We start from the raw sequence: 16,045 nt of genomic DNA on the forward strand, positions 1-16,045 counted from the left end.
CGCATGAGCCGGGTTCCCCCCTTTTTCCAGTCTTCGATCCTGTTTTGCCTGACCGCGGCAACCATCCCGCTACTGCTGGGATTTTTTGGACCGTTGCACCCGGCGTTCGATTCCCTTGGCCATTTCCGCGTGCATCTTGCCATCGTCGTGGCCATTTTGGCGCTGCCACTGTTGGCCACGACCTATCTGGTGCAAGCCCTCTCGGCTCTGGTATTTGCCATCGCAGCTTTCTCAACCACCACAGATACGCTGAATCTTGTTGGCTTGAAGCCGGTGCACGCCGCATTCGAGGCCAAACCTGCGGACCGGGCAGTCTATCGGCTTCTGCAGATTAATCTTCGCTTCGATAACCGCTCGCCAGAAAAAGTCTTGTCGCTGATCGGGCGGACCACACCAGACGTGGTGACTCTCGACGAAGTCTCGGCAATGTGGGACGGCAAATTCGAGCTGCTCAAAAACGCCTACCCCTATCGTGTGATCTGCCCGCGACCGAATGGGGTCTTCGGGGCCGCGATCCTCTCACGCCGACCTTTTGCAGAAGGTAAGGAAACCCATTGTTTCGAGCGCGGCGCGCTTGCCACGGCAACCGTCGATTTTGCCGGGGCTGAGATAGACGTTGCCGCGATCCACCTCGGCTGGCCGTGGCCTTTCGAGCAGGCGCGGCAGATCGCACTGCTATCGCCTTCTATCGCTTCGTTGTCTCCATCCACCATCTTGGCCGGCGACTTGAATGCAACGCCGTGGAGCGCTGCGGCCCGCAACATTGCCGATGCTGGTGGACTGACGTTGATGCCCTCGGTAGGCGCAACCTGGTTGTTCTTACAGTTGCCCGATTCAGTGCGCTTTGCCGGGCTGCCGATCGACAATGTGTTCAGCAAGGGCGATATCGTCATCCACTCTGCTGAACGCCTGGAAAGCGTCGGGTCAGATCATCTTCCCATCTTGGTCGAATTCTCCATCAAGCCTGGAGGTGACCAGCCAGACGACGAAAACGAAACTGCGACGGTATCCGCCGAACAGATGCGCGGTTAGCTATGCTTGTCCCCACTGCTCTCGCCGTCCACGTTCTAGACGGCTCACCGTGGTCAACTACATATTCTGGTAGACGGGGCCTTCCCCACCTTGCGGTGGAACCCAGTTGATATTCTGGTTCGGATCCTTGATGTCGCATGTTTTGCAGTGAACGCAGTTCTGCGCATTGATGACAAAATGCACATCCTTGGCCGATGGATCGGCGGCCGAATTGCCGTCGGCGTCCACCCATTCATAGACACCGGCTGGGCAATAGCGCGTCGAGGGGCCCGCAAAAACGTCGTGCTCCGACCGCTCCTGCAAAGCCATGTCCTTCACCTGCAGGTGTACTGGCTGATCTTCCTCATGGTTGGTGTTTGAGAGGAAGACCGAAGACAGGCGGTCGAAAGTCAGCACGCCGTCCGGTTTCGGGTAGTTTATCTTCTGATGCCTGGACGCTGGTTCCAGCGATGCCGCATCTGTCTTGCCATGCTTAAGCGTGCCGAATGGCGAGACACCAAACAGCGTGTTCAGCCACATGTCGAGCCCGCCAACGGCAACGCCGGCAATCGTACCAAAGCGCGACCAAAGCGGCTTGACGTTGCGAACCCTCTTCAAATCCTTGCCGATGGCGCTGCCGCGCCACGCATCTTCATAAGCCGACAGCTCATCATTGGCGCGGCCCGCAGCTATTGCCTCGGCAACGTGGTCCGCGGCCAGCATGCCCGACAGCACGGCATTGTGCGAACCCTTGATGCGCGGCACGTTCACCAAGCCAGCCGAACATCCCATCAGCACACCACCCGGGAAAGACAGCTTTGGCACGGATTGCCAACCGCCTTCGGTAATGGCGCGCGCGCCGTAGCCGATGCGCTTGGCGCCTTCGAAAGTGCCACGGATCGCCGGATGCGTCTTGAAGCGCTGGAATTCTTCGAACGGCGAAAGGTAGGGATTCTTGTAGTTGAGGTGGACGACGAAGCCGACGGCGACCTGATTGTCCTCCAGATGGTAAAGAAAGGAACCGCCGCCGGTCTTCATGTCGAGAGGCCATCCGAACGAGTGCTGCACCAGCCCGGGTCGGTGATTTTCCGGCTGGACCTGCCACAATTCCTTAAGGCCAATGCCGAATTTGGCGGGGTCGCGCCCTTCCGCCAGATTGTACTTGGCGATCAGTTGCTTGGCGAGCGAGCCCCGAGCGCCCTCCCCGATCAGCACATATTTTCCCATCAGCGCCATGCCGGGCGCATAGGCGGGTCCATGCGAACCGTCTTTCTCCACGCCCATGTCGCCGGTATAGACGCCGGTGACGGCACCGGCCTCGTTGTACAGCAGGCCAGCCGCGGCGAACCCGGGGTAGATTTCGACGCCAAGCGCCTCTGCCTTTGCGCCAAGCCAACGGCATACATTGCCCAGTGAAACAATGTAGTTGCCGTGGTTGTTCATCAGAGGCGGCATAAGGAAATTCGGCAGCCGCACCGATCCGGCAGGCCCTAGCACGAGGAAATGATCGTCCGTCACCGGTGTCTTGAAGGGATGATCGCTCTCGTCGCGCCAGCCCGGCAGCAGGCGATCGATGCCGATCGGATCGACGACCGCGCCTGAAAGGATGTGAGCGCCAACCTCGCCACCCTTTTCCAGCACCACCACAGACAAATCCGGATTGACCTGCTTGAGACGGATCGCAGCGGCTAGCCCAGCCGGCCCCGCGCCGACGATAACCACGTCGAACTCCATGCTCTCGCGCTCGATTTCGCTCATCAATCCCTCCGCACTGGCTGGCCGGTACTTTGCTGGCTCTTGCGCTCAATAGCGCATCAAATCGCGACGGAAAACCGGTGGCGTCAGAACACCGCTGTTTTCCGTCCCAAACTATGGGGACACAATATTTTACGTTCACGTAAACGTCAAATTACCACACTCTGTTACCTGTGAGGCCATCGCAGTTTTTTGAGTGTGCGACAGCATGCTTATCGGCCATAGTGGACGAATGCGCACCTTTGGACGGCAGAGCTTGTCATTGACGCGCTTTACGCAGTTGCCCGGCCACGCAGGGCTGCTGGCAGCTTTGGTCTTCCTGGTGGCGGCGTCACACGGATCGCCGGCAGGAGCAGACGAGCAAAAAATGTGGCCGGCCGGGGCCTACACATTCTCGGATGAACTCGGTGGATTCGAGATCACGGGCGTAACGGGCAAAGGCACGCAAGACGACCCGATTGTCATTGTCGAAGAATTCCAATCGGCAACGCCGGTAACGCTCACAATTCGCGCGCGGCGGGAGATACGGCCATTCGAGCCGTCGGGCGACTATGTCAACGGCGTCCTCTACATGCGCATCGAGGCGCTCAACAACAGCGGCCATCCCTGGATCGAGTTCGAATTCGAACTGCAGGAGATACTCGACCGGCCGAGCGTCTTCGGTGACGGGCTTTCATTCGACCAGCGCAACAAGTCACCCACCAACATCATATCCAGCAAATTCGCCAAGTTTGACCGCGATTTCGAACCCTATGACCGATTGCTTTTCACCGTAGGACAGGTCGATCCGTTGGCATCGGTATCGTTCCAGTTCCTCATTACCGACTACACGCCCCGTTGGACGTTCTACCTGGTGCAGGACCCGCGCATCCCCTCGACCTGAAAAACCACAATCCACCCAATGCGAACTTGCAAACCGGGATCTATACGCCGAATGTGCCGCCATGACTGCTGCCGCTCCCGATCCCCTGTCCGATTTGAATGCCCTTCTTGCTTTCTATGCTGAAGCAGGGGCAGACGAACCGCTGGGCGACGAGACAGTAAACCGGTTCGCACAGGCTGCCGGCCGGGTCGATGCGCCGCGCGCGACATCGCATACATCGGCCCAACCGCGCGAGCCGAGGCGCAGCCTCCAGCCTGCTGCAGCGCAGCCGGCGTCTCCGCCTCAACGCCCGCCTGCGATCACAGTGCCGGATGAGCAACAGGCGGCGATGGCGCGGCAGTTGGCTTCCGGGGCGACCAGTCTGGAAGAACTGCGTGAACGGATGGCCTTTTTCGATGGCTGCAACCTCAAATTCACCGCCAAGAATCTGGTGTTTGCCGACGGCAACCCGCAAGCGGACATCATGTTTGTTGGCGAAGCGCCGGGGCGCGACGAGGATCTGGAAGGGCGACCTTTCGTTGGCCGTTCCGGTCAGCTTCTTGACCGGATGCTGGCCGCGATCGGGCTCGACAGAGGTTCAGCTTACATTGCCAATGTCATCCCCTGGCGTCCACCCGGCAACCGCGCACCGACACCGCACGAAACTGAAATCTGCCGTCCGTTCATCGAGCGGCAGATCGAACTGGTCGGCCCGAAAGTACTGGTTCATCTTGGCGGAGCTTCGGCCAAGACGCTGCTCAATACGACCGAGGGCATCCTGCGCTTGCGCGGCAACTGGCGCAGCTACGCTGCTGCGTCCGGTGCAAGCATCCCGGCTATGCCGACGCTGCATCCCGCCTACCTGCTCAGAACACCTGCTCACAAGCGACTGGCCTGGCGTGACTTCCTCGAAGTGAAGATGAAACTGCGATCACTGCAATAGGGCTGGGCCAAATTGGCTACCCTTGGGAGGGCGTTACCTTCCGGGCTCGTGCGTGCTCCAGCCCAAGCTGGCGCTCGCGGAAGATGATGAAAATCCCTGCCGCGACAACGATCAGGCCACCCACCAGCATGTAGGCGGTTGGAACATCGCCGAAAACGACATAGCCGACGATGATGGCAAGGATCATTGAGGTGTATTCGAATGGGGCAACCACCGAAACCTCTGCATGCCTGTAGGCGGAAGTCATGAGGATTTGCGCGATGCCGCCGCAAAAGCCGGCAGCGATCAGCAGCATGACCTGCGTCGAACTCATCGCGTCCCAGCCAAATGGCAAAGTCAAAAGCGCGAGCAAGCTCGCCATCATCGAAAACCACAGGACGATGGTGGCCGTGCGCTCGCTGTGAACCAGATTCCGAACCAGAAGTGCTGCCACCGCAGAACTGCCCGCGCCGGCCAGAGCTGCCATCACGCCCAACACTTCCTTATCGTCCATCCCCGACCCGGAGCTCAGCAGCGTCAATTCCGGCCATGAGATGATGACGACGCCCAGCAATCCGACCGCGACCGCGCTCCAGCGGTAAAACCGGATCGCCTCGCCAAGGAAAAGCGAACTGAACACGACAATAAGCAACGGCTGCGCGTAGTTGAGCGTTATCGCGTCGGGCAACGGCAGCCGTGTCAGGGCAAAGAATGTGAAGCCCATCGAGCACACGCCGACGACGCCACGCAGGATGTGGCCAATCGGACGCTTGGTTGCAAAGGCCGTGCGAAGTTCATGCTTGTAGAACAGAAAAATCAGGATCGGGAAAACAGCAAAGAAGGACCGGAAGAACACGATCTGGCCTGCGGGCAACGGCCCTGCTGCCTTGATCAGCGACGACATCGCAACGAAAATCGTTACTGACATGACTTTCAGCGCGATTGCGGTGAGAGCGCCCCGCGAGCCGGGGACTTCGGATGAAGTCACGTTGAAGTGGCGTCCTGTATTGCCGAGCGGATATGCGCCGGAGTTGCAAGCATGTTGACGTGGCCTCGTTTCATGTAAAGAACCGGGCTTTGGGTGTCTTGGGCCAACGGCTTTGCCTCGCCTAACCAAAAACGAAAGGAAAGCAATCGGATGCGCACCGATACAGGCCAGGTCTTCAAGCTGGAGGACTATAGGCCAAGCGACTATCTCATTCCGCAAACGCGGCTGACCTTTCGCCTTTCGCCAGAAGCCACCGTCGTCGTCGCTGAACTGACGATCGAGCGCCGCGCCGAACTCAAGACGGTCACGCCGCTTGCCCTCGATGGGGACGGGCTGACGCTCCAGCGCATCGAGGTGGATGGCAAGGCAGTGCCTTTATCCGCCTATGTCGCTGGCCCGGACCAGCTTGTTTTGAATGCGCCGCCTGCAAAAGCGAAATTCACGCTCGTCACAGAAACCCGGATCGATCCGGCGCACAACGAAGCGTTGATGGGGCTCTACCGTTCCAGCAACGTCTATTGCACGCAGTGCGAAGCCGAAGGTTTCCGGCGCATAACTTACTTCCTCGACCGTCCGGATATCCTGTCCGTCTATACGGTGCGCATCGAGGCATCGCGCCAAGAAGCTCCGCTGCTCTTGTCGAATGGCAACCCTGTTAAGAGCGGCAACCTTGCCGATGGTTGGCATTACGCGGTTTGGGAAGATCCCCACCCGAAACCGTCCTATCTCTTCGCGCTTGTGGCGGGTGATCTCGGCAAAATCGAAGATCGCTTCGTTACAATGTCAGGCCGCGATGTCGCGCTGGGCATCTATGTCGAGCATGGCAAAGAGCGGCTGGCCGGCTACGCAATGGACGCTTTGAAGCGCTCCATGAAATGGGATGAGGACCTCTTCGGCTGCGAATACGATCTCGATGTTTTCAACATTGTTGCCGTCTCCGATTTCAATATGGGAGCAATGGAAAACAAGGGCCTCAACATCTTCAACGACAAATATGTGCTGGCTGACGAGGAGACCGCGACAGATGCCGATTTCGCCAACATCGAGGCGATCATCGCGCATGAGTATTTTCACAATTGGACAGGCAACAGAATCACTTGCCGCGACTGGTTCCAGCTTTGCCTGAAGGAAGGGCTGACTGTTTACCGGGATCACGAATTCTCAGCCGACCAGCGCTCGCGCGGCGTCAAACGCATTGCTGAAGTGCGGACTTTGCGAGCACTCCAGTTCCCGGAAGACCAGGGACCGCTGGCGCATCCCGTGCGGCCCCGCCGTTATCGAGAAATCAACAACTTCTATACGGCCACCGTCTACGAGAAGGGCTCAGAGGTGGTGCGCATGATCCGCACCCTGCTCGGCGCCGAAACGTTCAGGGCCGGCATGGATCTCTATTTCCTGCGCCACGACGGACAAGCGGCGACAATCGAGGATTTCGTGCAGGTGTTCGCGGACGTATCCGGGCGTGACCTGTCGCAGTTCGCGCTTTGGTACAATCAGGCGGGCACGCCGAACCTGACGGTCAGTTCGCACTATGACGCTGGTGAAAAAGTACTCACCCTTGAGATCGAACAGTCGGTTCCGCCGACACCGTCCGAAAGCCGCAAGCGACTTATGCACATCCCACTGGCGTTCGGTCTTGTCGGAAAAGACGGCAAGGACCTGCCATACAAGGCGGCTGACGGCGCGACGGTCGAAAACGGTGTCATCCATGTGCGCAAGCGCCGACATACGGTCCGTTTCAGCGGTGTAACCGAAAGACCGGCGCTATCGCTCAATCGCGGTTTTTCGGCTCCGGTCACGTTGTCTGTCGCGCAAAAGACTGACGATCAGTTCTTCCTGGCTGCGCACGACAAGGACGCATTCTCTCGTTGGCAAGCTGTGAACACGCTTCTGAGCGATGCCTTGATCGCCGCTTTCCGCCGCCAGCGCGGAGGCAAGAAACCCGATTTTACAGCCAGGCTGGGCGAACTCGCCGGTAGCATAGCTGCAAATGATGATCTGGAGCCGGCTTACCGTGCGCTCGCTTTGACGCTGCCAAGCGAGGCCGACATTGCGCGCGAGATCGGCAAGGATATCGATCCAGACGCAATCTTTGCGGCACGCGAGGCACTTGCCACTTTCGTCGCCTCCACCAACAAGCAGCGGTTCGAGGCGCTTTACGCAAGCCTGCTTGACAACCGCCCATTCAGTCCCGACGCCGCAAGCGCTGGCCGTCGCGCACTACGCAACGTGCTGCTCGACTATCTGTCGCGACTGAACGGAGGAGTGGAAAGCGCCGCACGCCATTTCAAGGCGGCCACCAACATGACCGACCTTGCAGCCTCCTTGACGGTGCTTGCGCACCGTCATCCGGGGTCGCCGCAGGCAGACGCCGCGATCGCCGCGTTTGCAGCGAAATTCGCATCCGATCCCCTGGTAATGGACAAGTGGTTCCAGATTCAGGCCAGCGTGCCAGGACCTCAAGCGGTCGAAACAGTACGGGCGCTGATGACGCATCCTGCCTTTTCTTCCACTAACCCCAACAGGTTGCGTTCGCTGATCGGAACCTTTTCCAGCGGGAACCAGACAGGCTTCCATCGTGCTGACGGCGCGGGCTACAGGTTCTTCGCCGAGACGGTGCTTGAGATCGAAAAGCGCAACCCACAAGTTGCGGCAAGATTGGCGACGGCGCTGCGATCCTGGCGCTCTCTGGAGACAGGGCGGCAGGCAAAAGCAAGGGAGGCGCTTTTGACCATGGCCAATACTCCAAACCTTTCAGCTGACCTGAGGGATATCATCGACCGCACGCTGGCCTGATTTGGCCTGCGAAAGGCAGGTCAAATTGAGCATTATTGGCTTTCACCCGAATATTGTTTGCCGATTTTTCATCTTTTTTTGTCCGGCCACTGGACAAGGCGAATCACCTTTGATTCTTTAATGGCGATTCGGACGTGCGGTGTAACCGGGTCGACAAGCATAACAGAGCTTTTGGGGAGAGCCATTTCATGGCCAAGGCGGACGCGTGGAGCGCGCCCGGTGGGACGGCTTTTGAGCGATGCGGCGGCCTTGCGGGCAATACGCGGCTCATCGCTCAACCCGCCTACCAAAGGTTGCTTGCCGCCGAACCTTTTTTGCGCAGGCTCATTCCTGCGCTGATAATCCTGTTTCTTGTCGTCATTGCAGCCGTGCGCTGTGTCTCTTTGATGAACTGGCACGACGATGTCGACCGCAGCGCCAAGGCGCTTCTGACACTCGCTGCCGGGCAATTGGCCTCTGCAGACGACCTCGCAGCGTCAAACGAAACCGCACAGGAATTGTTGGAGACGGTTGGTCGCCAAGCAGCGATGGCACCGGGCCACGTCCTTGTCATCACCGACGGCAAATTCAAGATTACCGCCGTAACGCCGCGTTCGACGGGCTGGTATGGCCGCAACCTGGACAGCATTGTCTCCGGTGGGCAGCCACTGTTCCTGTTCGGTGAAAAGGCCGGTATTCTCGAAGTCAAGGTGAACGGCCAGGATTGGTATGCTGCGGTAGCGCTTCAGGACGGCGGCGCTGCAGCGGCGGCATTAGTGCCGCAAGACGCCGTTTTTGCCGACTGGCGCAAGACCGTTTCGCTCAACGTTACGCTTTTTGCACTCACCGCAGGCGTCCTCATCGTTATCCTCTACGCCTATTTCAGCCAGGCAGCGCGAGCTGAGGCCGCAGACCGGCTTTACCTCGAAGGCCACCAGCGCATCGACATGGCGCTGGTGCGCGGCCGCTGCGGGCTATGGGACTGGGATATGGTCCGCGGCAAGATGTACTGGTCGTCATCCATGTACGACATGCTTGGATACGAGCCCTGCGAAGCCATGCTGTCTTTTGGTGAAGTCGATGGCATCATCCACCCGGATGACGGCAACCTGTTCGAGATCGCAAACCGGGTTGTGGCGCGGGAAATCGATCACATTGACCAGGTCTTCCGCATGCGTCATGCCGATGGACAATGGATCTGGATGCGCGCACGCGCACAGGTCATGGATCCCGACGCTTCCGAAATCCAGCTCATCGGCATCGCTGTCGATGTCACCGAGCAGCGGCATCTTGCCCTGCGCTCGGAAGCAGCCGACCTTCGGCTGCGCACGGCGATCGAGAACATCAACGAATCCTTCGTCCTCTGGGATTCGGCCAACCGCCTGGTCATGTGCAATTCGAAATACCAGAAGGACAACGGTCTTTCCGATCGCGATGTGATGCCCGGCGCATCTCGCGCAATTCTGGAAGAACGCATGTTGGCTTTCGCATCGGAACGGCGTCTGGCCAATGTCAACGGCATGCATGGCGGCGCCTCATACGAACGCCAGCTTGCCGACGGAAGATGGCTCCAGGTCAACGAACTCAAGACCCGCGACGGCGGCACAGTTTCTGTTGGCTCCGACATTACGCAGATCAAGCAGCATCAGGACAAGCTGGTCGACAGCGAGCGCAGACTCATGTCGACCATTCACGATCTCAGCCTTGCTCGCAGAGCAGAAGTGGAAAAAGCGCGCGAACTTGCAGAGCTCAACCGCAACTATGTGAAGGAAAAGGAGCGGGCGGAAGCGGCCAACCAGGCCAAGTCCGAATTCCTTGCCAACATGTCGCACGAGCTGCGCACGCCGCTCAATGCCATCATCGGCTTTTCCGAGCTCATGCAGCAGCGGCTTTTCGGCCCGCTTGGTTCGGATCGCTATGACGAGTACGCCGGCGACATAAATTCCAGTGGTAAATACCTCCTCGGCGTCATCAATGACATCCTTGATATGTCCAAGATCGAGGCCGGCCAGTTTTCGATGGAGCGCGAGGCCATCGACCTTTGCCCGCTTATCCGTGAGACGGTCCGAGTCGTTTCCCTGCAGGCTGCGGCGAAAGCCATCACCGTTGAAACCAACATCGCTGAAGCGCTGACCTTGGTGGCTGACCGGCGCGCCATCAAGCAGATCGTCATCAATCTTCTCTCAAACGCGGTGAAATTCACCGGGCAAGGCGGTCGCATCTCGCTCAGGGCGCGCAACGCTTCCGGCGCCCTGATCCTGACCATAGAAGACAATGGCTGCGGAATTCCCAAGCACGCCTTGAGCAAGCTGGGTAGGCCCTTCGAGCAAGTCCAGAACCAGTTCTCAAAAAATCACAATGGCTCGGGGCTTGGGCTGGCAATTTCGAGATCGCTGGCAGAATTGCATGGCGGAGCGCTTAAGATTCGCTCGACCGAAGGATCGGGGACAATCGTTTCCGTCCGCATTCCGTTGAAAAAACCTGTCCGCCAGATGAAGGCGGCGGCCTGATTATTTCCGCTTTGTCCGGAAAAGCTGGTCGAAACTCTTCCTGACCCCGGTCGACACGTCTTTCAAATGCGCTTCCAGCACCGAAAAGTCCGGCAGGTCTGTCGCGGCCAGCAGAAGATCGGAAAGGCCAGGCGGCACATCGTTCCTGTCGAATGCGCCGGTCAGGCATAACCGCGTCATCTGGGTCACGGCCAGATAAAACGCATAGGCATCGCCCAACTCCTGGCGCATCTGGCCATCGGCATAACCAGAAGAAAGATGCGCGAGAACATCGGCTGTTCCGGTGGTGCCCGGCGAACCGTCGAACTGGCCGGTTATGACAGCCACCTGTGCTATGAATTCCAGATCGATCAACCCGCCGGGGATCAGCTTGATGTCCCAGAGATCGCGCGGCGGTTTTTCCTCTTCGATAAGCTTGCGCATGTCGAAGGCCTCGCGGCGCACTTTCGCCGTGTCACGTGGCAAAGCCAGTATCGCGGCGACTTCGGCCCTGAGTTCGTCGCACAAACCCGGGTCCCCCGCAATCGGGCGGGCACGGCTAAGCGCCATCTGCTCCCAAGTCCATGCATCCTGACGCTGGTACTTGCGAAACGACTCGATATGCGTCGCCACGGGCCCTTTGTTGCCCGAAGGGCGCAAGCGAAGATCCAGTTCGTAGAGCACGCCTTCGGCCGTCGGCGCCGATACAGCCGCAATCAGCCGCTGGGTCATGCGGCTGTAGTAATGCGCTGGCGCCAGCGGCTTGTCGCCATCGGACTCGTCAGCATCCACTTCGTGGTCGTAAAGCAGTATGAGATCGACGTCGGATCCCGCTGTCAGCTCCTGGCTGCCCAGCTTGCCCATGCCCAGCAAAGCAACTTTTGCGCCCGCGACCCGGCCATGGCGCGCCGCAAACTCTGCTGCAACCGCATCGAGCGCGGCACCAATGGTGAGATCGGCAAGATCCGAAAAGGCCCGCCCTGCCCGCCTTGCGTCGATAGATCTGGCCAATAGCCTGACACCGATCAGGAACTTCTGCTCCGAGGCAAAGATACGCAGACGGTCAAGCACATCCTCATAAGGGCGGTCACCATCGATGAAGGCGGCAAGCCGCGCGGCAAGATACTTGCGGTCAGGCAGTTCGCTCAGCAAAGCCGGATCGAGCAATCCATCGAAGACATGCGGACGGCGCGTAATCACCGCCGCCAATCGAGGCGCTGCCCCCATGATTGTGGCAAGCAACTTCAGCAGGGCCGGATTGGATTGCAGCAGAGAGAAAAGCTGGATGCCGGCGGGAAGACCCGCCAGGAACTCGTCGAAGCGCATCAAGGCTTCGTCGGCGCGCCGCGTCTTGCCGAAAGCCTCGAGCAGGGCCGGCGTCAGCTCAGTCAAGCGCTCACGCGCCTCGGCCGAGCGGGTAACCCTGTAGCGCCCGAAATGCCATGCCCTGATAACGCGGCAAATGTCGCTTGGCCGCTGGAAACCGAGGTGATTCAGTGTCTGCAAGGTATCTGGATCATCGACATCGCCGGTGAATACCAAATTACCAATACCTGCCGAAAGCTCCGGCGCGGTTTCGAACAGCGCCGCGTAGTGGCGCTCCACCTGCTGCAGCGAGGCGCGAAATTCGGTCGAGAAAGCGTCGCTGTCAGCGTAACCAAGCATGTGAGCGATGCGCTCCAGGCCTTCGTCGTCTTCGGGGAGCATGTGCGTCTGTTCGTCGGCCACCATCTGGATGGCATGCTCGACGCGGCGCAGGAACCAATATTGCTGGGTAAGTGCATCGCGCGCATCCGCAGTGATCCAGTTGCGGTCCGCAAGTTTTGCAAGCATCGGAACTGTTTCACGGCCGCGCAATTCGGGAAAGCGCCCGCCAGCGATCAGTTGCTGTGTCTGCACGAAAAATTCGACCTCGCGGATACCGCCGCGCCCGAGTTTGACATTGTGACCCTTCACGGCGATCTCGCCGTGGCCTTTGTGCGCATGTATCTGGCGCTTGATGGAGTGCACGTCGGCTATGGCTGCATAGTCCATGTACTTGCGCCAAATGTAGGGCTGCAGTTCCTTAAGGAGCGCCTCGCCCGCCTCCAGGTCTCCGGCGACGGGCCGCGCCTTGATCATCGCGGCGCGCTCCCAATTCTGGCCGCGGGCTTCATAGTAGTTCAGCGCCGCCTCAACCGGAATCGCCAGAGGAGTCGAACCGGGGTCCGGCCGCAACCGCAGGTCAGTGCGGAACACATAGCCGTTTTCCGTCCGATCCTGGAGAATGCGCACCAGCCTGCGGGTCAATCGAGAAAATGTGTCGGTAGCTTCCATCGGATCGATGACTGCCGGCGCATCGGGGTCGAAAAACACGACTAGGTCTATGTCGGAAGAGAAATTCAGCTCATGCGCACCGAGCTTACCCATTCCGAGCAGGATCCAGCCGGATTTCAGCGATGGGTTCGCTGGGTCCACCAGTTCGAGTTTCCCTTGCCGATGTGCATCGACAAGCAGGAAATTGACCGCAGCAGCGGTGCAACTATCGGCAAGGTCGCTCAGGCGGCGCACGGTCACGTCCGTGCTAACCAGCGCAGAGAGATCGGCCAGGGCAATGAGAAAGTGCGCTTCAGTCTTGAGCTGGCGCAGCCCCGTCATCAGGCCGGCTTCGTTTGCCCCTTCCGCACGCCAGGAAGCGGCGATCTCTTCAGCAATCGTATGCAGCCGCTCCTCGACCGACTGGTCAAAAAGAAAGTCGAGCATTTGCGGGCGCCGGCGGGCCAGATCGCGCAGGAACGGCGAAAGGTCGAAGGCAGCCAGAAGAAACCGGCGCGCGACACTATCGGCCCTCAGCAGTTGCGCAAGCCTCGAAAAACCCTCGTCATCGGCGATGGTCGCCAGTTCCGAGATTTCCTGTTCGGCGCGCTCGTTGTCGAGCGGTTTCAACTGCGCCACTGGCTGCAAGAGCCAATCTGCTTGGGCACGATCTGCTGCCATGCGTGACGCCATCGGAAATCACGGCCTGTCTTGTTCGGGAAAACTCATCACGACCGATAATCCGGGATTGGCGGGCAAAAGATCAAGCCTCCCGCGATGAAATTTCATGATTGCCTTGGCAAGACTCAGGCCCAACCCAGATCCGGGCTGTGACCGGCTTTTCTCCAGCCTTACGAAACGCTCCGTGGCACGCGCCCGATCCTCTTCGTTGGGTATGCCCTGTCCATTGTCGGTCACCACCAGCCGGATTTGCCCGTCAGCCCTTTCCAGCTTCACGAGAACCGCTGGCTTTTCACTGGCGTCGGTCGAATACTTGATGGCGTTGTCAACGATATTCGATAGGGCTTGGCCAATCAGTTCGCGATTGCCGTCAATCTCGATGCTCTCCATCGGCGCTGCTTCGAGTGTCACACCACCCTCTTCCGCCACCGGTTCATAGAGTTCCACAACATCGCGAATGGCCGCCGACAGATCGACTTTCGCCAGATTTTCCGACGAATAGCCGGCCTCAAGGCGGGAGATCATCAAAATGGCATTGAATGTCTTGATGAGTTGGTCGGATTCAGAAATCGTCGCTTCAAGCGCTTCGCGGTAGTCAGTGATCTTGTGCTTGCCGGCAAGCGTCGCTTCTGCCCGATTTCGCAGCCGGGTCAGTGGTGTCTTCAGATCGTGCGCGATGTTGTCCGATACCTGTTTCAGCCCCTCGTTGAGCGTCGCGATCCTCGCCAGCATGGTGTTGAGATTCTGGGACAGGCGATCGAACTCGTCTCCGGCGCCTGTTACCGGCAACCTCCCACTCAAATCCCCACCCATGATGCGCTTGCTTGCGGATGAAACGCCGTCGATACGCTTCAACGCCGCTCGTCCGACAAAAAACCAGATCAGGATACCGCCAAGCCCCATCATGCCAAGGGCGAGCATCAAGGCCCTTCGCACCACATCACGGAAGCGCTGCGGTTCGCCAAGATCGCGGCCCACAAGCATGATCATCTGATTGGGAAGCGTGAGGACAACCGCAACCGCGTCGTGACCACGTCTGCTTTCCTCCTGGGTCTGGCTCTGGCTAGTCTCATTCCTCTGTCGGTCGAGTTCGCCTTCTCCATATCGGCGGTAGTAGAATGGCCGCGTCGTCCATCCCTCGTTGCCCAGCACGCCTGGCTCGAGACTCTGCACGTTTCCGGTCAGTATCTGGCCATTGGCATCGGCAATCAGATAGAGGTTGGCGCTTGGCTGGCGAGAACGCTGCTCCACGACGCGCACAAGGGTAGGCAAGCCGCCACGCTTGTAGGCTTGAGCAAGGCCCAGCACCTCATCGTTGATGGTTTCCTGCGTCTGCGTGATCAACATGCGCGCAGAGAGCGAGGTAATATAGAAAACCAGCAAGATCGCACAAAGAGCGAAAAGCAGGAGATAGAGCGCTGAAAGCCGCGCTGCCGTGGTTTTCATGATGGCCGGCATGGAAAGGGCCATGCGGCGTCAGCCGTGCTTCAGCATATATCCGGCGCCCCGAATGGTGTGCAGGATCGGCTTGTCGAAGCCTTTCTCAATCTTGCTACGCAAGCGAGAGACGTGAACGTCGATGACGTTGGTCTGCGGGTCGAAATGGTAGTCCCAGACGTTTTCGAGCAACATGGTGCGCGTCACCACCTGCCCGGCATGGCGCATAAGATATTCGAGCAAGCGGAACTCGCGCGGCTGCAGCGTGATTTCCTGGCTCGCGCGCTTCACGGAATGGGACAGCCGGTCAAGCTCAAGATCACCCACACGGTAAACTGTCTCGCTTTCCCTCGCCCCGGCGCGACGGTTCAGCACCTCCACGCGCGCAAGCAATTCGGTAAATGCGTAGGGCTTGGTAAGATAGTCGTCGCCGCCGGCCCGCAAACCTGTCACCCGATCATCCACCTCGCCAAGAGCCGAGAGGATCAACACCGGCGTGGTGTTGCCGCGGGAGCGAAGCGCTGCAATCACTGAAAGCCCATCACGCCTTGGCATCATGCGGTCGACCACCATGACGTCATAGTCGCCGGAATCGGCCAGCGCGAAGCCTGTTTCCCCATCGCCGGCCACATGTGCGGTATGCCCTGCTTCGGAAAAAGCCTTCTGAAGGTAATCCGCGGCCTCACGATCATCTTCAATGACGAGAATCTTCATTGGATCATTATACGCGATTTCTGCTGGTCGAGTGGACGGCATGTTGCGCGGATCCTCATGTCAGCGCGGCAGCGGACATCTGGTCCGCTGCCGCCGGCACCGAAAGGCGAAAGACT

General features: G+C 59.1%; 10 protein-coding genes. 5 read left to right on the forward strand and 5 right to left on the reverse strand.

Translation table 11 applies throughout. The annotated features are described in order from the left end of the window. Positions 1–3 precede the first annotated feature (3 nt). Positions 4–1,032, forward strand: coding sequence for an endonuclease/exonuclease/phosphatase family protein (locus ASD50_RS20370; RefSeq protein WP_056245498.1), 1,029 nt, complete (start codon positions 4–6; stop codon positions 1,030–1,032). 57 nt (positions 1,033–1,089) lie between these two features. On the opposite strand, the gene ASD50_RS20375 is transcribed toward ASD50_RS20370, so the two are convergent. Then, positions 1,090–2,769, reverse strand: coding sequence for an electron transfer flavoprotein-ubiquinone oxidoreductase (locus ASD50_RS20375; RefSeq protein WP_056245500.1), 1,680 nt, complete (start codon positions 2,767–2,769; stop codon positions 1,090–1,092). A 229-nt stretch (positions 2,770–2,998) separates the two neighbouring features. Between ASD50_RS20375 and ASD50_RS20380 the strand changes: the two genes are divergently transcribed. After that, positions 2,999–3,649: a hypothetical protein gene (locus ASD50_RS20380; protein WP_056245503.1), complete on the forward strand. Its 651-nt coding sequence runs from the start codon at positions 2,999–3,001 to the stop codon at positions 3,647–3,649. 61 nt (positions 3,650–3,710) lie between these two features. Then, a complete protein-coding gene (locus ASD50_RS20385; RefSeq protein WP_056245506.1) occupies positions 3,711–4,571 on the forward strand; it encodes a uracil-DNA glycosylase in 861 nt (286 codons plus the stop codon). Between the two features lie 16 nt (positions 4,572–4,587). On the opposite strand, the gene ASD50_RS20390 is transcribed toward ASD50_RS20385, so the two are convergent. Beyond that, complete coding sequence (locus tag ASD50_RS20390) at positions 4,588–5,538, reverse strand: DMT family transporter (RefSeq protein WP_056245508.1); 951 nt, start codon at positions 5,536–5,538, stop codon at positions 4,588–4,590. 150 nt (positions 5,539–5,688) lie between these two features. Here ASD50_RS20390 and pepN point away from each other — a divergent pair, with 150 nt between their 5' ends. Both pepN and ASD50_RS20400 read left to right on the forward strand, forming a co-directional pair. Further along, positions 5,689–8,334, forward strand: coding sequence for an aminopeptidase N (gene pepN, locus ASD50_RS20395; protein ID WP_056245510.1), 2,646 nt, complete (start codon positions 5,689–5,691; stop codon positions 8,332–8,334). Between the two features lie 188 nt (positions 8,335–8,522). Next, the gene (locus tag ASD50_RS20400) at positions 8,523–10,823 is read left to right on the forward strand and encodes a PAS domain-containing sensor histidine kinase (protein ID WP_056245513.1); all 2,301 of its coding nucleotides are present in this window, start codon (positions 8,523–8,525) and stop codon (positions 10,821–10,823) included. On the opposite strand, the gene ASD50_RS20405 is transcribed toward ASD50_RS20400, so the two are convergent. Genes ASD50_RS20405 through ASD50_RS20415 form a run of 3 tightly spaced genes read right to left on the reverse strand, consistent with a single transcriptional unit; the run spans position 10,824 to position 15,929 of the window. Further along, positions 10,824–13,778, reverse strand: a complete 2,955-nt coding sequence (locus tag ASD50_RS20405) for a bifunctional [glutamine synthetase] adenylyltransferase/[glutamine synthetase]-adenylyl-L-tyrosine phosphorylase (RefSeq protein ID WP_413813910.1) — start codon at positions 13,776–13,778, stop codon at positions 10,824–10,826. Between the two features lie 18 nt (positions 13,779–13,796). Then, on the reverse strand, positions 13,797–15,248 hold the full coding sequence (locus ASD50_RS20410) for a sensor histidine kinase (RefSeq protein WP_056245521.1): 1,452 nt from the start codon (positions 15,246–15,248) through the stop codon (positions 13,797–13,799). A gap of 6 nt (positions 15,249–15,254) precedes the next feature. Beyond that, positions 15,255–15,929 carry a response regulator transcription factor gene (locus ASD50_RS20415; RefSeq protein ID WP_056245524.1) on the reverse strand — a complete coding sequence of 225 codons (675 nt, stop codon included), beginning with the start codon at positions 15,927–15,929 and terminating at the stop codon, positions 15,255–15,257. Positions 15,930–16,045: the final 116 nt, after the last annotated feature.

This window comes from Mesorhizobium sp. Root552 (assembly GCF_001427285.1).
Classification (GTDB): Bacteria; Pseudomonadota; Alphaproteobacteria; order Rhizobiales; family Rhizobiaceae; genus Mesorhizobium.